Source organism: Mobilicoccus pelagius NBRC 104925, from assembly GCF_000247995.1.
GTDB classification, from domain to species: domain Bacteria; phylum Actinomycetota; class Actinomycetes; order Actinomycetales; family Dermatophilaceae; genus Mobilicoccus; species Mobilicoccus pelagius.
This window is the reverse complement of sequence record NZ_BAFE01000043.1, coordinates 34,472-51,984: the sequence shown is the minus strand read 5'-3', so window position 1 is coordinate 51,984 and position 17,513 is coordinate 34,472. Positions and strand designations below refer to the sequence as shown.

The following is a 17,513-nucleotide window of genomic DNA, read 5'->3' as shown; positions in this document are numbered from 1 at the left end:
CTCAGGGTGGATCACATGAGGCCGGCGAGCTGGCCGTTGAGCCAGTTGCCCTGCGCCTGCATCTTGGAGAGCATCGACTCCATGGCGCTGAACTGCTGCTTCAGGGTCGACTCGCGAAGGGCCATGCGGTCCTCGAACTTGGAAAGCTGAGTCGTGTAGTCCTTCATGGAGGACCGTTCCGACTCGATGCGGTTCGTCAACGCCCCATCGGCAGCACTCGTCGCCTGCTTACTGACGTTCTCGACAGTGGAGGAGATTTCCCCGGCGGCCTTGGTCACGGCGTCGGGGTCGTTCTTGTAGTTCGCCGTGAACTTCGTCTTGTCGAACTTCAAGGTGCCGTCGCGCTCGATGCTGATGCCGAGCGTCGCCGGCAGCGCCGTGGCCGAACCGGTGAAGGCGTTCTGCAGCTGGTCGCGCAGACCTCGGGTGAGCGAATCACCCAACAGCGGACCGCCGACCTTCTTGTCGGAGTCCCATTTGCTGTTGTTGGTGATCGTGCCCATGGCGTCGTTGGCGGCCTTGACGAAGGCCTCCATCTTGGAGGCCATGCCGTCGACGTCGGCGTTGAGGTCGATCGTCACGGGGTTGGCATCCACCTTGACGGGCGAGATGGTCACGCCGGGGATGACGTCCTTGACGTCGCGCGTGTTCGACGTGACCTGGTAGCCCGTGCCCTCGTCCCCGACCTGCAGGACGGTGTCCCGCGGCTCGGTGAGCTGCTTGAAGCCGCCCAGGATCGACGCCGCGGTGGGCGCGCCGGTGTCCCCGACGACGTTGACGCCGCTCTGCGCGCCCGAGGTCGCCGAGGTGATCTGCAGCTTGTAGGTGTTGGGCGCGACCTGCACGGTCGTCGCCTTCACACCTGCGTCGCTCTGGTTGATGAGAGCGGCGACGTCGCCGATCTTCATCCCCGCCTTGACTGTGATGTCGGCCGACTTGTCCCCGGATCCGATCTTCAGCGAGAAGTCGGAGTCGCTGACGTTCTGGTCGGCCTTGAACGTCGTGTCGAACGCACCCGAGCCGGCCTGGGCGATGCTCCTCACGGTGAACGTGAGGGAGCCGGCCGCGGCCTTGTCGGTGGCGGTGGCCGTGGCCACGTCCTTGTTGGTGGACGCCGCCGTGACCCCGGTGAACACCGAGGCACCCGTGACCGTGTCGGGCTTGAACGTCTTGGCCAGATCACCGAGGGACTTCATCTGCCCATTGAGCGTGGTGAGCACGTTGACGGTCGACTGCGCGGCAGCCTTGGCCGTCGTGAGCCCCTTGCCCGCTTGGCGCTCGACCTGCATGAGCTGCTGCACCATCGACGCGGTGTCGATCCCGCTGCCCAATCCTGAAACTGACATACCCATGACTGCTTCTCCTTCCGTGGAGGTGGCGCCGCAAACCCACGAGGGGGCGTGGGCGAGATGCCCACGCCCCCTCGGGGTCTAGCGACTTATCCGGTTGTCAGGATCAGCCCAGGAGGCGCAGGACACCCTGCGTGCTCTGGTTGGCCTGCGACAGCATCGCGGTACCGGCCTGCGAGAGGATCTGCGAGCGGGTGAAGCTCGTCATCTCCTTCGCCATGTCGGTGTCGCGGATGCGGCTCTCGGAGGCGGCGAGGTTCTCCGCGGAGACCGAGAGGTTCTTGATGGTGTGCTCGAGGCGGTTCTGGACCGCACCGAGGTTGGAGCGCGACTTGGAGACAGCACCGATCTGGGTGTCGATGGACTCGATGGCCGTCTTGGCGCCATCGGCCGCCGTCACGTCCAGGGCCTTGACCGCAGTCGCCACGTCGTCGAGCGAACCGAGGGAGAAGGACAGCTGGTCGTCCTTGCCCGCGCCGACCTGCAGCGTCATCGTGCCGCCCTTGAGCAGCTGCGTGCCGTTGAAGTTGGTGCGGGAAGCGATCGCGCCGATCTCGTCACCGAGCTGCTTGATCTCGGCCTGGATCTGCTCGCGGTTGCTGGCGCTGTTCGTGCCGTTGGCGGCCTGGACCGAGAGGGTCCGGACGCGCTGCAACATGGAGTGGACCTCGTTCATCGCGCCTTCAGCGGTCTGAACCATGCTGATACCGTCCTGCGCATTGGACGTGGCCTGGTTGAGGCCGTTGACCTGGCTGCGCAGGTTCTCCGAGATCGCGAGACCAGCGGCGTCGTCCGCAGCGCGGTTGATGCGCAGACCCGAGGACAGACGCTCCAGGGAGGTCTGCTGGGCGCCCTGCGTACCCGTGAGGTTGCGGTAGGCGTTGAGGGCGGCGACGTTGGTGTTGATCTGAAGACCCATGATGAAGCTCCTTCGTGGAATGGGGTCCGGCCCACCGTCCGTGGTGGTACCGAGATCCGCTCGACATGAGCGGATCGAATGTCCGGGGAAGGTTTCCCCAGGCTTACCCGGGGTTTCTTGCCCCCCGGACACTCAGCTCATCGGCCTGGGCGTCTCGGCCATGAGTCGTTTCCGAAGAAGTTTCTCGACCGCGTCGGCCCAGGTCAGCCCCCGGCACTAGGGCCCTCCACAGGTTCCACTGCGCTGCAACGACTCAGGCGCTTCGCCACCACCTGGCCGGCCTCACCGAGTCCGGAAAATTCTTCCGCCACCTGCTCCAGATGTGCTTGCGACGCTCCCGCCATGCGATCCGCCAGACCCTCCGCGGGGCGGTCGCCCCACAGCAGGAGGGCCAGGCGGGCGAAGCCGTACACCCCGTGCCGGGCGATGAGTTCGACCGCGTCACCCAGCGCCACCTCGGTCTCCCCCACCTCGGCGGCGGCGAGCATCCGGGCCTGCAGCACGGGGGCCACGCTCAGGGCCTCCCCCAGGGCAGTATGCGGAGGCGTGACCTGGGCGAGGCACCGCACAACCGCGTCGGGTCGGCCGGCCTTCGCGAACGCCTGCGCCGTGAGCCATGCCAGCAGGGAGGGGTCCGCCCCCTCGGCGCGCAGGTCCCGGAGCAGCGCGGTGGCCTCCGCGATCCGTTCCTGTTCTATGTAGCGGTCGGCGAGCAGCTCCCCCGCGTAGAGGGCGAACGAGCCGGTGGATCCCAGGCTGCGCGCCTCCCGCAGGTCGACCTCGGCGCCCTCGTCGTCTCCGTTCAGTGCGCGGGAGCGTCCGCGATTGACGAGGGCCTCGCACAGCAGGTCGAGATCCGATCCTGCCCGCCGCGCCTCGACCTCGAGTTCCGCGATGCGCAGGTTACGTTCGGCGCGCACCTCGGCCTTCTCCGTCGCTCCGTAGCTCAGGTGCTCGATGCGGACGGCCTCGCAGGGGAGCCGGCCGACCTGCAGCTTGCCCCCGCCGATCCGGTGCACGCTCTCGTGGATGCGGTTGCGGAACCCCGCCACCGCCGGACGGAAGAGCCGCATGCTCGGCGCGGTGTTCACGACGGAGCCGTTTCGAACGTCGTCCACCTCGATGACGAGGGCGTCCATTCCCTCGGCGTCGGCCAGCTCGACGGCCCGACGAAGGAGGGCCCCATCGGTGACGAGAAGCTCGTCGGCGTCGATCCACAGGATCCAGGCAGTATCAGCCATCGCGATGGAGGCGTTGCGGGCGCGCGCGAAGTCGTCGTCCCAGTACCCCTGTTGCACCGTGGCGCCGGCCGCGGCGGCGATCTCCCGCGTCGTGTCGACCGAGCCGGTGTCGTAGACGCACGGAGCGGCCAACACCGGACCCGCGGCACGCAGGGACTCCAGCGCGCCCGGCAGGTAGTGCTCCTCGTCCCGGACGATCATCACGGGGGTGACGAGCGGCTCCACGGCGGTTCCCGTCAGGCCGCGAAACGGTCGAGGCGGTCCTTGAGCGCCACGCCGTCGCCCCGGTTGACCGTGTCGTCCGAGACCGCCCGGTCGAGCCGGCGCGTCAAGTCGTGCATCCGCACGATGAGGCCGGCCACCTGGATGAGAAGCTCCTCCGGGTCGCCGGTGGGCACCACCGCGGAATCGTACGGCTGGGCGGCGGCCTCCTCGAAGGACACGACCTCCAGGCCGGCGAGCGCGTCGGGCGCGCCGTCCTCCGCCTGCCCGAGACCCTCGAGCAGTACCTGCACGCACTGGGCGTCGGCCTCGCTCGGCTCGTGGGGCACGGCGAACGCAAGCTGCACCGGCATGGGCGCGGCGATGATCGAGCGGAACGCGCGCAGCACCGCGAGGGGCGCCGCCGCCTTGGACCAGTCGGTCGCGACGATCAGCCGCGCGGGGGCGCCGGGTGCGCCCGCGGGGGCGGTCACCTCGTCGAGCTGGTCGAGCAGGGCGTCGAGGTCGGAGAAGTTCTGGTCGCTCACGTGGGTCTTCTCTCTGGGCAGGGATGGGTCCGGGACCGGGTGGCCCGCATCCCTCATCGGCGTACTTCCGGTGCGGCTGAGGGGCGCTCGTGCCGGCGGATGTGTTCGCGCAGGCTCAGAACGGCCTGCGGACGAACGATGGGCAGGTGATCGACCCCCAGCTGCGCCACCGAAGGGACTCCCCCATGAGCGACCGATCGCCGCGACTATCCCTGGCGATGATCGTCCGTGACGAGGAGCGGTGCGTCGCCCGCGCGCTCGACAGTGCGCGGCCGCTGGTGGATGAGATGGTCGTGCTCGACACCGGGTCGGTCGACGCGACGCCCCGCCTGGCCCGGGAGCACGGCGCCCGCGTCGAGTCCTTTGAATGGCCCGAAGACTTCTCCGTCGCCCGCAACGCGACCATCGAGCGTTGCACCGGCGACCTCGTGCTCATCCTCGACGCCGATGAGTGGATCGAGGCGGACGACGCCGACACCCTGCGTCGTTGGACGGCTGCCGCGACTCCGGGGACGGCCGGCCTCGTCACCGTCGCCAGCGAGACGGAGTCGGAGGGCAGGCAGGTCACCTCCCACACCGAATCGGTGCGGCTGCTCCCGCGGTCGTGCCGTTACGTGGGCCGAGTGCACGAGCAGCCGCAGGGCTACGCACAGACCGAGCCCGTGCCCGGGGTGGTGCTGCGCCACGACGGCTACCTGCCCGAGCAGTCCCGCCGCAAGCAGGGCCGCAACGAGCGCCTGCTGCTGCGGTCGCTCAACGACGATCCCGGCAATCCGTACCTGCTCTTCCAGGTGGGCAGGGAGCGTCAGATCGCGGGCGACTTCGCGGGCGCCTGCGCGGCTTACGAGCAGGCCCTGCCTGGCATCACCGACAGCACCCCGTGGCGGGACGAGCTGCGGGCCCGCCTGCTCTTCTCGCTGGAACGTGAAGGCCGGCACGCCGACGCGCTGCGGTCGGCGCAGGAGATCCTTCGCAGCCCGGACGTCTCCGCCGAGGTGCTGCTGGCCGCCGGAAACCTGTTCGTCGACCTGGCGGGCGTGCACCCGCAGAAGCACGCGGCGTTCCTCCAGATGGCACGCCGGGCGTGGCTGACCTGCCTGGAGGTGGGCGACCCCACCGACGGGCGCGACCACACTCCCGGCTGCGGTGGCCACCTCGCGGCCACCAACCTCGCCGCACTCAGCACGGGGTTGGGCGACGAGGAGGGCGCGCGATTCTGGACGAAGCGCGCCGACGAATTGCGCCGTTGACGACGGTCGAGCTCGACGCCGCGCCGCCTCACAGCAGGGCGGCGACCTGCTCCCCGTAATCACCCTCGGCTCGCAGGCGGGCACGCACGACGGCCGCCTCGACATCGGGACCATGCGCCGAGCGCAGCAGTTCGGCGACCACGACGGCCTCCTGGCCCGCGACCCGCGCCAGCAGATCCGGCACCCACGCGACCTCGCCCCAGCGCGCGATGAGCAGCAGCGAACACACGAGCGCCTCGTCGGGGCGCCCCAGTGCGTCGAGCGCTTCCATCCGCAGGTCGAGCACCCGCCGGGGGTCGACCTCATGCTCGGGGTCGCCCTCGTCCGGCAGCGGTTCCAGCGCCCGCAGGACCGCCGGCCAGTCACTCCGCGCAGCGGCGATCCTCGCCACCAGGAATCGTCCGTGCACGGCGGATCCGCCGCCGCGCAGGTGTGCCCCCACCAGGGACGTGGCCGCATCCGCGTCGCCGCTCGCGAGCAGTTCGGGGACGAGCACCGCCAGCGCGCGGTCGCGCCCGACGGCCCCGGGAGGGAACTCCTGGAACGACTGCTGCAGGAGCTGCATCGATTCGGCGTCCTGGGGCGTGGTGCGCAGGACGGACCGGGCCAGGTGGTACTTCGCCTCGGCGATCCGCTCCGCGTCTCCACCGGCGAGCGCCTCGGTCAGTTCCTCGCGGGCCACGCGCGCGTTGCGCTCGGCCTTCTGCGCACGGATCTGCGGCGTCGCGTACCCGCTGTGCAGAAACGTCAGCTCACGCTCGGCCAGGTCTGCCGTCCTGGTCGGCGACCCGTCTCGGCGCGCGGCCACCTCGTGGATCCGCCCCTGGTAGGTCACGCGCTCGCGCCGAAGAACGGCGCCGTACGAGGACGTGCCGATCGGTTGGTCGTGTTCGTCCACGTGCGTCAGCGAAGCGTTGTAGACGTCGACGTCGTCCCGGCTGCGCAGGATGCGTCCCACCGCCCGCGGGTCGGCGATCACGCGTTCGTCCGCGTCGATGATGAGCACCCACTCGGCGTCCGACATGGCGAGGGACTCGTTACGCGCCCGGGAGAAGTCGCCCTCCCAATACCCCTCGACCACGCGGCATCCGGCGTCTCGCGCGATGCGCACGGTGTCGTCCGTCGACCCCGTGTCGTACACGTGGATCGCGTGGACGAACTCGCCCAGAGCGCGGAGCGAGTCCAGACAGGCGGGGAGGGCCGCCTCCTCGTTCTTGACGATCAGGCAGGCGTCGAGCAACCCCTCGGCCGCAGCCGGCCGCGTTCGGTCCTCCGCAGTCATGGTGTTCCTCTCCTCGCCGGGTCCAAGGCCCTATCGGCGTCGTCCAGGTGTTCCCGAGGCCGGCACATGCGCGACCTGGGCGCCCTTCCCGAGGCCAACTCCCCTGTCTGCCACGTCCTTCGCTTGGGGGCGCGCTCATTCCCCGTGCCTCGGGGCCGATAGGTCACCGTGCCTGCAGCCCGCCTCTTCCTCGACATCGCGCCCGGAGACCCCGCCTCGGAGCTACTTCTCGCGACCGCCCTGCGGGTGACCAAACCCGCTGACACGCTCTTCCTGGGCACGCGGACACAGGAGCTGACCGAGCCTGTCGTGGACGCGGTCGTGCAGGCGTGTGCGCGCCTGGCCGCAGGACGGCCTCTCCCGACGCTCAACCTGCTCGACGCACACGAGGTGACGCAGGCCGCGGACGAGCCATGGATCCGCCCCGGCACGAGCCCCGCCGCAGCCGCGGATGCCGTGCTGGCCGTGCTGAGAGCCGCCGCCCGGGGGGCCGCCGGGGCGGGGCAGGAGCTCCTGCGCGCCCGAAACGCCGCCATCTCCACCCGTGACGCGGCCCGCAGACCGGGACAGCGGCCGCTCATCGTCATCGTGGCCCAGGTGCAGGCCACCTGGGGTGCCGTCGCGGAGGTCGTCGCGAACCTGGCCGAGCGCGCCGACGCGGACGTCGAGATCGTCGCAGTACCGAGCGAGCACGAGAATCGCGCCACCGACACCGCCGGTTTTATCGGGCAGCTCGGTTACCCACCACGTGACCTGGACTGGTTGAGCCGACAGCTGAACGACGTCGGCGGCCCCTTGTCCGCGGTGTTCTTCTACGACCCGTGGGACGGCTTGCGCCCTGAACCCGCCCAGGCGGTGACGGTGGCCCAGGCCGGTGTACGCATCGCGTACATCCCCTACGGCACCAACGTCGGTGGTGGCTCCGATGGGGAGTCCTACGCCTACGACCTCCCGATGCACCGTCTGGCCAGTCGTATCTACGCCCGCTCGGAGACGCAGCGGCAGATGTTCGCCGAGTTCTGTTCCAGCGGCGCCGACCACGTCCGCGTGCTTGGGGTACCGAAATTCGACCGGAGCATGCTGCGCGCCTCCACGGAGCCTGCGGGAACCCCGACCGTGCTGTGGAATCCCCATTTCAGCGTGGAGCCCGACGGCTGGTCGACCTTCCTCACCTACGCGGAGAGGTTCCTCACCTACGCCGCTGAACACGAGGACCTGACGCTCATCTTGCGCCCGCACTTCCGGATTCTCCGCGACGCATCTGTCGTCGGCGGTGACTACGAAAGGTTCGTTCACTCCGTGCTGGACACGGCCCGGGCGCTTCCGAACATGCAGGTCGATGAGGAGCCCGACTACATGCAGTCGTTCGCGGCCTCGCACGCCATGGTGAGCGATCTGAGCAGCCTCATCCCCGAATACCTCGCGACCGGCAAACCCGTCCTGTACCTCCACCGTTCGGAGAGCCACGGAGTCAACCGCGACGCGCAGTACCTGTTCGAGGGGCCGCTCGCCCTCGACTGGCCCGCGGTGGAGGACTTCCTCGAACGCGTGCGCACCGGCCAAGACCATGACGGCCCGCGGCGGCGGCTCGTCCTCGAACGCCACTTCGCCCACCTCGACGGGAAATCCGCCCAACGCATCGCGTCGGACATCGTCGACATGATCAAGGAGACCCCATGACCGGGAAGCGAATTAGCGGCGAAGCCGTGGAGCTCGACCCCAGCCACGTCCGCTCCTTCTTCACCAACCGGGAGACACGTCTGGCGACAGACCACCCCCTTACCGCGGTGCTTTACCAGGATCATGACCCGACACTCGCCGAGGCTCGCGACCGGGCCGAGAAGGACCGCCTGCTCTGCATGATCGACGCGGGCCCGCACGATCGCGTGCTTGACGTCGCTTGCGGTGTGGGCCGGTGGGCCACTCCCCTCATCGATCGCGGCGCGGCCTACCGGGGCATCGATTTCGCGGAAGGACTGCTCGCCGCCGCCCGAGAGTCCGAGCCCCGTGGAGTCTTCGACGTTGCGGACGTCTCCAACCTGACCGAGGCCGATGTCCGTGAGAGAGGTGCCCCCACGAAGGTGCTGGTCTGTGGCGCCCTCATCTACCTGAACGACGACGTCGTGCGGAACCTCGCGAGCGCGCTCGCCTCCGGCGCGGCGGCGGCGTGCCGTGTGGTGCTGCGCGAGCCCACCGCACTGGTCGAGCGGTTGACACTCGACGGCATCTACTCGGCCGAGATGCAGACCGAGTACTCGGCCATCTATCGCACGGCTGATGAACTCCTCGACCTCTTCGGGGACGCTTTCGTGTCCCGGGGGTTCCGCCTGGCGGCGCAGGACGACCTCTACGAGGCGGCACTCAACAACCGTGCCGAGACCCGCCAACGCTTCTACGTGTGGGAGCGGACCGAGTGACCACCGCGTTCGCGTTCGACCTCGACGGAACGATCACCCGGGAGGAGATCCTGCCCATCATCGCGGCGGAGCTCGACCTGGAGCGGGAGATGCTCACCCTCACCGAGCTCACGTTGAGCGGTGCGATCGATTTCGAGGACTCCTTCCGGTTGCGGTGTGCCATCCTTCGCGCGGTCCCGATCTCGGAGGTGCGACGGATCGTGCAGCGGGTGCAGCTGGCGGAGCACCTCGTGGAGTTCATCCAGGCCCGCCCCGACGACTGCTATGTCGTCACGGGCAACCTCGACGTCTGGGTGGCGCCCATCCTCGATCGGCTCGGTTGCCGGAGTTTCACCTCCGTCGCGAAGGCGCAGGGGGACACACTCCTCAACGTGGCATCGGTGCTCAACAAGTCCGAGCCTGTTCGTACCCTCCTCCCCCGCTATGAGCGCGTCGTGAGCGTGGGTGACAGCGTGAACGACATCCCGATGTTCGAGGAGGCGCACGTGCGTGTGGCCTTCGGGGGCGTGCACCGACCCGCCCCGTCCCTGTACGAGACGAGCGACTACGCCGTCTACACCGAGGAGGCACTGTGCCGTCTGTTGACCACGCTGTGATCGCCGCTGCCGGCTTCGGCTCCCGGCTCGGTCGGGGGCACCCCAAGTGTCTCGTGGAGTTTCGTAGCCGCACGCTCCTCGACCGTCAGCTGGAACTTCTCGCCGACGTGCCGGACGTCCGAATCGTCGTCGGCTTCCAAGAAGAACTCGTCGTGGAGCACGCCCTCGCGCTGCGGGCGGACGTGACGATAGTGCGCAACCCGGCCTACGCCAGCACGACGACGCTCATCAGCTACGAGATGGGTGCGCGGCACCTAGCCTCGCCGTGCCTGTTCATGGACGCCGACATCGTCTTCGAGCGGGAGTCGTTCCGGCGCTTCGTGGCCCGTGCCGCGGAGGCGGAAGGCCCCCTCGTCGGTTACACGGACGCCAAGACGGCCGACGCGGTCTACGTGAGCGTGGTCGGCAACGCCGTTACCGGCTTCTCCCGCGCGGACGTGACCCCTTATGAATGGGCCAATCTCGCCTACCTGCCGGCCCACTACTGCGAGGGCGGGAACGGCAGTGTGTACGCCCACCTCTCCAAGGATCTCCCCTTGATGGGGGCACACATCGTCAGCCACGAGATCGACCGGATCGAAGACCTCGATTACGCCCTGACACACCACCCCCTCGAAGGAGTTGAACGGCAAGGCGAGGCGGCTCAACGGATTGTGGAGTCGGCCGTGGTTCGTCTCGCGCGCAGTTGAGATCGCGGCATCGCCCTGTAGCCGAACAAACCGGTTACTTCAGCAGCGACAGGATGCTCTCGGGCACCTTGTTCGCCTGGGCGAGCATCGACAGCGAGGCCTGGCACAGCACCTGGTGTCGTTGCAGCGAAGTGACCTCCTTGGCGATGTCGGCGTCGCGGATGCGGCTCTCGGAGAGGGCGAGGTTCTCGGCCGCGAGTCCGTTGGAGCGGGCGGCGTGTTGGAGTGCGTTCTGGGTGGCGCCCATCTCGGCGCGGCCGCGGCTGACACGTTCGATGGCGCGGTCGATGCGGGCGATGGCGTCGGCTGCGCCGGAGGACCGGGTCACGACGTCGCTGCCTCCGGGGCTCGGTGGCACGACCCTGGGCACGTAGTCGGCTGACCCGAAGCCCTCTCCGTCGGGCGCGATCCCGCCGGGGCGGGGCGGCCAGGTGACGACCTCCGAGCCCGCCTCCGTCGTCACGTCGATGGGCCCGCCGAGGAGCTCCACGGCGTGATACCCGCTGTATCCTCCCTCCTGCACCTCGTCCCGGCCGCCCCGGGTCTTGGTGAGCAGGCCGCCCGTGTTCGGGACGCGGACCTCCCCCGCGCCCTTCTCCTTCGCGGTGATGATGAGGTTCGCGGCGGGCCGGCGCGTGCCGTCGGCCTCGACGATGGGGCCGGTCGTCGCCTCGAAGGCCGCGCTGAACGTCGGATCGGCCGACAGCCGGGCCGCCAGCTCCGACGCGTCTGTGGGCATCGGGTCCAGCGGCACGCTCACCCGGATCTTCTCGCCCGTCGTCGTAAGGGCCTGTTCCACGACGAACGGGTTCGGCAACTTCGCCCGCTCGTCCGCCTTGTCCAGGTTCCACAGCGCGAACGCCGGGGCCTGCGCCGGCGTCGCCCCCACGAGCGGACTCCCGATCGTGATCGTCTTCGTGTCGCCCGCGTTTGCGCCGACCTGCAGGTCCTTCTTCACGAACGTGCCGTCGAGCAGTGGCATCCCGTTGTACTGGGTGGAGTCGGCGATGGTGTCGATCTGCGCCATGAGCTGGTTCATCTCGGCCTGGATCTGCTGCCGGTTCTCGGCACTGTTCGTGCCGTTCGCTGCCTGGACGGCGAGCGTGCGCATGCGCTGGAGCACGGCGTGCGTCTCGTGGAGGTCGCCCTCGGCCGTCTGCAGCAGGTCGATGCCGGCCCCGATGTTCTCGACGGCCTGCCCGAGGCCGTTCGCCTGGGCACGCATCCCCTCCGAGATCGCGAGCCGGGCCGCGTCGTCGGCGGCGCGGTTGATGCGCAGCCCGGACGACAGCCGCTCCATCGCGCTGCCCACGCCGCCCTGATTCGCCGAGGTGTGGCGGTAGGCGTTCATGGCTGCGACGTTCTGGTTGATCCGCATGCGGGCTCACGTCCTCTCGGGTCGGTGTCCGGGCGATGCCCACGTCGACACCCACCCCATCGGCCGCCCGGCCCGAACCCCCCAGTCGATCCCACCGGCCACCGACGCTCCGCCTCGGCCCCGCATCGGCTCTCCCGGTCGTAGGCTGCAGACGAATTCACTACTGCAGCAAGGGAGCTGTCGTGTCTCGTCGAACCCTCACCATGGCCGCCGCGGTGGCACTCACGTGCTCGCTCGTGGGTGCCCCCGTCGCGTCGGCGGCATCCGCCCCGACCGCGGCGCCGAAGCCCGCCACCGCACCGAAGCCCACCGCGACGCCCGCCCCGACCCCGGCCGCGCCGCGCGGCACGACACAGGACGGCGTCGATCCCACCCCTCGTGAGTCGCTGCGCAACGGGCCGACGCGGGAACGGTTCTACTTCGTCATGGCGGACCGGTTCGCCAACGGCGACACCCGCAACGACAGGGGCGGCCTCCGCGGCGACCGCCTGAAGACGGGGTTCGACCCGTCGCACAAGGGGTTCTTCCACGGCGGTGACCTGGCGGGTCTGCGCGGCAAGCTGGACTACATCAAAGGCATGGGCACGACGGCCATCTGGCTGACGCCGTCGTTCAAGAACAAGCCCGTCCAGGGCCCGGCCGAGCAGGAGAGCGCGGGCTACCACGGCTACTGGGTCACGGACTTCACGCAGATCGACCCGCACTTCGGCACGAACGCCGAGATGAAGGCCCTCATCGCCGACGCGCACGCCAAGGGGATGAAGGTCTATTTCGACATCATCACCAACCACACGGCCGACGTCATCACGTACGAGGAGAACCGGTACGACTACGCGCCCAAGGCGAAGGCCCCCTACCGGGATGCCTCGGGCCGCGTGTTCGACGACCGCGACTACGCCGGCACGTCGCTGTTCCCCAAGCTGGACCGCACGACGTCGTTCCCGCTCACACCGACGTTCGCGACCGAGGCGGACAAGACCGTCAAGGTCCCGGCCTGGCTCAACGACCCGACGATGTACCACAACCGCGGCAACACGACGTTCGAGGGCGAGAACTCCCTGTACGGCGACTTCTTCGGCCTGGACGACCTGTTCACCGAGCGCCCCGAGGTCGTCGAGGGCATGGGCGACATCTACTCGGCGTGGATCGACCTGGGCATCGACGGGTTCCGCATCGACACCACCCGCCACGTGAACATGGAGTTCTGGCAGCAGTTCTCCCCGCGGATGCTCCAGCACGCCGCGGGCAAGGGCAAGAAGGACTTCTTCATGTTCGGCGAGGTCGCCGACCCGGACCCGGCCGAGATGAGCCGGTACACGACGCGCGGCACCCTGCCCGCCACGCTGGACTTCGGGTTCCAGAAGGCCGCGCAGGAGTACGTCGCGGGCGGGCCCGCGGCGGGGTTGGCCGCGTTCTACCGCAACGACGACCTGTACACCGACGCGAACTCGAACGCGTACTCCCTGCCGACGTTCACGGGCAATCACGACATGGGCCGACTGCCCTACCTGCTCAACCCGGGGGAGAAGAAGCACGACCGCGCCGACCTGCTCCGCCGCGTGCGCCTCGCGAACGAGCTCATGTTCCTCACCCGCGGTCAACCGGTCGTGTACTACGGCGACGAGCAGGGATTCATCGGCACCGGCAACGACCAGGCCGCCCGCCAGGACATGTTCACGACCAAGACGGACCTCTACGCCAAGGAGCCCAACCTCACCGGCCCCGCGGGCGCCCGCGACCGGTTCGACCCGTCCGCGCCGCTGTACCGGCAGATCGCCGATCTGTCGGCCCTGCGCGAGGAGCACCCCGCGCTGGCCGACGGCGCCCAGATCACGCGCCTGGCCCCCACGAAGCCGGGCGTGTTCGCCGTCTCGCGCGTGGGCGCCGACCGCCGCGAGTACGTCGTCGCCGTCAACAACAGCGCGGTCGCGCAGAAGGCGACGATCCAGACGTACGACGCCCGCAAGCGGTTCGCGCCCGTGCACGGCACGTCGACGGCGGTCCGCTCGAACAAGACCGGCGCCATCACGGTCACCGTGCCGCCCATGTCGGCGACCGTGCACCGCGCCGCCTCCCCCATCGGCACGCGCCGCACCGCGCCGGCCGTCCGCATGGCATCGACGTGGCCGGTGAGCAAGGACGGCCGCATGCGCGTCGCCGCGAACGTCTCGCCCAACCGGTTCGTGCAGGCCACGTTCTACGCCCGTCGCGCCGGCCAGTCCACGTGGACGCTGCTCGGCACCGACGACAACGGCCCCTACCAGGTGTTCCACGACACGACGCACCTGCGGCCGGGCACCCGCATGGAGTACCGCGTGGTGGTCAAGGACGAGTCGGGCCGCACCCGCACCGCGAGCGCCGTCACGACGATCCGCTGACCTGCGCACCGCGGCATCACATCGCCGCGCCACACCCCCGCGCCGCCGCGCCAAGCCGCGGCGCCCCGGCACGAGCCCGACGGGCCGGCATCTCCCCCGCAGGAGGCGCCGGCCCGTCGGCGTATCCGGCGCCGTGCCGCGTCACTCCCCCGCGTCGGCGGCCTGACGGACGAGCTCGAGCACCATCGCGTGGCTCTTCTCGAACGAGGAGAGCGGGAGGAACTCGGCGGGGCCGTGGAAGTTGTGGGCACCGGTGAAGAAGTTGGGCGTGAGGATGCCCTGCTGCGAGAGCCACGACCCGTCCGTGCCGCCCCGCATGGCGAGCGGTCGGGGTTCGACGCCGAGCGTCGCCATCGCCTTGTGCAGGTGGTCGACGGCGACGCGGTTCTCGTCGGTGAGGGCGTCGGCGATGTTGCCGTACACGTCGACGATCTCGACCTCGATCACCGCGCGCGGGTGCTGCCGCCGGGTCTCCTCGACGGCCGCGAGCAGGGCGCGCTTCTTCGCGGCGAACCCGTTCCGGTCGTGGTCGCGGATCGACAGGTCGATCTCGGCGGTGCTCTGGTTGCCGTGCAGGTCGGTCACCCACACGAATCCCTCACGCCCCTCGGTGCGTTCGGGTGTCTGCTCGCGGTCCAGGCGGGCGACGACGTCGAGGGCGACGAGCACCGGGTTGACGAGGATGCCCTTCGCCGACATCGGGTGCGCGCTCACGCCCGTGATCCGCACCGTGGCGGAGGCCGCGTTGAACGTCTCGGCGACGAGCTCCCCCACCTCGCAGCAGTCGATCGTGTACGCGTACCGCACCGGGAACCGCGCGAGGTCGAGCGTGCGCACCCCACGCAGCCCGATCTCCTCGTCCGGCACGAACGCCACGTACACGTCGCCGTGGACGAGGGGGTCGTCGGCGAGCAGCCGCACGACGGCCTCCATGACGGCGGCGATCGCGGCCTTGTCGTCGGCGCCGAGGACGCTGGTGCCGTCACCGACGAGGAGGTCGTCGCCGACGTAGGCGTCGAGTTCGGGGTGTTCGTCGCGGCGGATCCACGCGTCGCGCTCGGGGTGGAGGCGGACGTCGCCGCCGTCGTGCGTGACGACGTGGGCGTGGACCTCCGGCGAGAGGTCGACGTCGACGGTGTCGAGGTGCGCGCAGAACCCGATCGCCGGCACCGGGGCGTGCCCCTCCGGCAGCCGGGCGGGGACGCGGGCCGTGACACACGCCGTCTGCGACAGGTGGACGTCGGAGGCGCCCATCGTGGCGAGTTCGTCGCGCAGCAGCTCCGCGAGCCGCCACTGCCCCGGCGACGTCGGCACCGCCGTCACCGACGCGTCGCTCTGACTCGAGATCGCCGAGTACCGCAGGAACCGCTCGACCAGACGCTGCCGCGTGTCCACGCTCATGCCCCCATCCTCACCGCCACCGCCACGCCACACACGCCGTGGGGCGACCTGGCATCGACGTCCGCCCGATGCCCCGCATACAACCGGAGGCATACCGCGCCCGGCCGCGCCGACGGACCTCTCACCCGCCTGCACCCGAGGCCGATGGGGGAACGACGCGACGAACGGACTCGTCGCCACATGCTTCACGGAAGAAGGCACCATGACCACCGTCGCGCACAGGCCCACGCCCGTCCGAGTCCCCGTCCCGCAGGACCATCACAACGGCCTCGGTATCGCCGGGCTCGTCCTCGGCATCATCGGCGCACTCGTCTGCGCCATACCCCTCATCGGACTCCTCGGCGTGCCGCTCGCGCTCGTCGCACTCGTGCTCTCGCTGCTCGGCGTCATGCGCGCCCACTCGGGGGCGGCGTCGAACTTCGGCATCGCCGCCGCCGGCCTCGTCCTCTCAGTCGCCGCCCTCGGCTTCGCCTCGTTCTGGTTCTCCGCCGCGATGCTGTCCGGCATCGACCCCACGGGCGCCTCCACCGAGGACGTCATGCCCCTCGCCTTCGGCACGTTCACCGAGTCCGAGACGGGCTCCTCCGCGATCCGCACGGTCCCCAAGGGCGAGGACCTCGTCGTCGGCGGCATGCTGAGCAGCGGAAAGGCGTCGTTCGTCGTCGACGACTTCGCCCCCACCGTCAAGGGCACGGACTCCTGGATGGTGCCCAGCCCCGGCAACAAGTACGTCGCCGCGCACGTCTCCGTCGAGAACCTCGGCAAGGGCACGTACGAGAACATCAGCTGGATCGGCGCCAAGGTGTACAGCAGCGACGGCCAGGGATACCCGAGTTTCCCCCTCGTCGCCTCCAACCGTGGCCCGGCGCTGCCCGACACGATCGACCTCAAGCCCGACAGCAAGGTCGACGGGTGGCTCGTCTTCGAGGTCCCCGCGGACGCCACCGTCTCCTCCGTCGTCCTCGACGACGCCGAGTGGACCCTCTGACCGTTCCCATCCGCGCCGGATCGACCCCGCGCATCGATCTCGGGCGATCCGTCCTCACGTCCGGCGCCCGCGGGGCGACGGGGAGGACGACGCGCCGCTCCCACGGCGCCCCCCACGAAGGAGGAGCCACGGCCACTGCACCCGTCCACACCGCACCTCACGAGAACGGCCTCGGCACGGCCGGGCTCGCCCTCGGCATCGTCGCCGCCGTGGTCCGTCCCGTCCCCGTCCTCGGCCTGATGGGGGCGCCGCTCGCGATCATCGCTCTCGGGTTGCCCATCCCAGGTCTGCTTCGGACGACCGGCGGCCGCGCCACCAACAAGGGGTCGGCGATCGCCGGTCTCGTCCCACCGATCCTCGCGCCGCTCGCATGCCTCCTGTGGCTCGTCGTCGGCGTCGTCGCCTCCGACTCCACCCCGCTCGGCGATGCGGCGCTCGACGGCCCGCTCCCACTCGACATCGACCTCAAGCCCGGCGGCACCATCGACGGCTGGGCCCTCTTCGAGATCCCCGCGAAGAGCAAGGTCTCCTCCGTCGTCTTGGACGACGGAGAATAGACGGTGTGACGGCTCGATCGCCCGCCGCATCGACGAACGGGCCGGCTCCCGTCGACTGACGAGGAGCTCCGCCGCGACGGTCTTCCGACACGACCGGCAGGGCCGGGCGGTGGAAAGGGCGACGACGAGCGACGCCACAGGGGAGACACGACATGCTCGAGGACGTCGAGACCAGGGATCGCTACGCGGACGCCTCGCGGAGCGACCCCAAGGATCGGTTCGCCTCGCTGCAGCGACGTCGCACCGACGCGGGCGTGCTCCGCACGTTCATCGAGGCCGCCGAGGCCGCGCCGGCCTGACGCGGCGCACGGAGGTGCCC

The 17,513-nt window shown here is 69.8% G+C and carries 16 protein-coding genes; 9 read left to right on the top strand and 7 right to left on the bottom strand.

The window, feature by feature from the left end:
* Positions 1–11: 11 nt before the first annotated feature.
* From fliD to MOPEL_RS06260, 4 genes are all read right to left on the bottom strand, one after another.
* On the bottom strand, positions 12–1,352 hold the full coding sequence (gene fliD / locus MOPEL_RS06275; protein WP_009482026.1) for a flagellar filament capping protein FliD: 1,341 nt from the start codon (positions 1,350–1,352) through the stop codon (positions 12–14).
* Positions 1,353–1,455: 103 nt separating this feature from the next.
* Complete coding sequence (locus tag MOPEL_RS06270; RefSeq protein ID WP_009482025.1) at positions 1,456–2,268, bottom strand: flagellin N-terminal helical domain-containing protein; 813 nt, start codon at positions 2,266–2,268, stop codon at positions 1,456–1,458.
* 203 nt (positions 2,269–2,471) lie between these two features.
* On the bottom strand, positions 2,472–3,734 hold the full coding sequence (locus tag MOPEL_RS15825) for a glycosyltransferase (RefSeq protein WP_009482024.1): 1,263 nt from the start codon (positions 3,732–3,734) through the stop codon (positions 2,472–2,474).
* 11 nt (positions 3,735–3,745) lie between these two features.
* The gene (locus tag MOPEL_RS06260) at positions 3,746–4,258 is read right to left on the bottom strand and encodes a hypothetical protein (RefSeq protein ID WP_009482023.1); all 513 of its coding nucleotides are present in this window, start codon (positions 4,256–4,258) and stop codon (positions 3,746–3,748) included.
* A 185-nt stretch (positions 4,259–4,443) separates the two neighbouring features.
* Here MOPEL_RS06260 and MOPEL_RS06255 point away from each other — a divergent pair, with 185 nt between their 5' ends.
* A complete protein-coding gene (locus tag MOPEL_RS06255; protein ID WP_141631217.1) occupies positions 4,444–5,508 on the top strand; it encodes a glycosyltransferase family 2 protein in 1,065 nt (354 codons plus the stop codon).
* A 28-nt stretch (positions 5,509–5,536) separates the two neighbouring features.
* Here the strand turns inward: MOPEL_RS06255 and MOPEL_RS06250 are convergent, their stop codons facing one another.
* On the bottom strand, positions 5,537–6,748 hold the full coding sequence (locus tag MOPEL_RS06250; RefSeq protein WP_040633182.1) for a glycosyltransferase: 1,212 nt from the start codon (positions 6,746–6,748) through the stop codon (positions 5,537–5,539).
* Positions 6,749–6,958: 210 nt separating this feature from the next.
* On the opposite strand from MOPEL_RS06250, the gene MOPEL_RS06245 reads away from it, so the two are divergent.
* Genes MOPEL_RS06245 through MOPEL_RS06230 form a run of 4 tightly spaced genes read left to right on the top strand, consistent with a single transcriptional unit; the run spans position 6,959 to position 10,492 of the window.
* Positions 6,959–8,470: a CDP-glycerol glycerophosphotransferase family protein gene (locus tag MOPEL_RS06245; protein ID WP_009482020.1), complete on the top strand. Its 1,512-nt coding sequence runs from the start codon at positions 6,959–6,961 to the stop codon at positions 8,468–8,470.
* Complete coding sequence (locus MOPEL_RS06240; RefSeq protein ID WP_009482019.1) at positions 8,467–9,207, top strand: class I SAM-dependent methyltransferase; 741 nt, start codon at positions 8,467–8,469, stop codon at positions 9,205–9,207. The genes MOPEL_RS06245 and MOPEL_RS06240 overlap by 4 nt, the downstream gene beginning before the upstream one ends.
* A complete protein-coding gene (locus MOPEL_RS06235) occupies positions 9,204–9,803 on the top strand; it encodes an HAD family hydrolase (protein ID WP_009482018.1) in 600 nt (199 codons plus the stop codon). The genes MOPEL_RS06240 and MOPEL_RS06235 overlap by 4 nt, the downstream gene beginning before the upstream one ends.
* A complete protein-coding gene (locus tag MOPEL_RS06230) occupies positions 9,779–10,492 on the top strand; it encodes an NTP transferase domain-containing protein (protein WP_009482017.1) in 714 nt (237 codons plus the stop codon). The genes MOPEL_RS06235 and MOPEL_RS06230 overlap by 25 nt, the downstream gene beginning before the upstream one ends.
* Positions 10,493–10,526: 34 nt before the next feature.
* On the opposite strand, the gene MOPEL_RS06225 is transcribed toward MOPEL_RS06230, so the two are convergent.
* A complete protein-coding gene (locus MOPEL_RS06225) occupies positions 10,527–11,870 on the bottom strand; it encodes a flagellin N-terminal helical domain-containing protein (protein ID WP_009482016.1) in 1,344 nt (447 codons plus the stop codon).
* A gap of 182 nt (positions 11,871–12,052) precedes the next feature.
* Here MOPEL_RS06225 and MOPEL_RS06220 point away from each other — a divergent pair, with 182 nt between their 5' ends.
* The gene (locus MOPEL_RS06220; protein WP_009482015.1) at positions 12,053–14,248 is read left to right on the top strand and encodes an alpha-amylase family glycosyl hydrolase; all 2,196 of its coding nucleotides are present in this window, start codon (positions 12,053–12,055) and stop codon (positions 14,246–14,248) included.
* A 141-nt stretch (positions 14,249–14,389) separates the two neighbouring features.
* Here MOPEL_RS06220 and pepT read toward each other — a convergent pair whose 3' ends face one another.
* Entirely contained in the window at positions 14,390–15,649 is a 1,260-nt protein-coding gene (pepT, locus tag MOPEL_RS06215) for a peptidase T (protein WP_009482014.1), read from the bottom strand.
* A gap of 202 nt (positions 15,650–15,851) precedes the next feature.
* Here pepT and MOPEL_RS15820 point away from each other — a divergent pair, with 202 nt between their 5' ends.
* From MOPEL_RS15820 to MOPEL_RS17605, 3 genes are all read left to right on the top strand, one after another.
* The gene (locus MOPEL_RS15820) at positions 15,852–16,637 is read left to right on the top strand and encodes a DUF4352 domain-containing protein (RefSeq protein ID WP_009482013.1); all 786 of its coding nucleotides are present in this window, start codon (positions 15,852–15,854) and stop codon (positions 16,635–16,637) included.
* Positions 16,625–17,194: a hypothetical protein gene (locus MOPEL_RS15815; protein WP_009482012.1), complete on the top strand. Its 570-nt coding sequence runs from the start codon at positions 16,625–16,627 to the stop codon at positions 17,192–17,194. Before MOPEL_RS15820 ends, MOPEL_RS15815 begins: the two co-directional genes overlap by 13 nt.
* Before the next feature lie 152 nt (positions 17,195–17,346).
* The gene (locus MOPEL_RS17605) at positions 17,347–17,493 is read left to right on the top strand and encodes a hypothetical protein (protein ID WP_169316288.1); all 147 of its coding nucleotides are present in this window, start codon (positions 17,347–17,349) and stop codon (positions 17,491–17,493) included.
* The last annotated feature ends 20 nt before the right edge of the window (positions 17,494–17,513 follow it).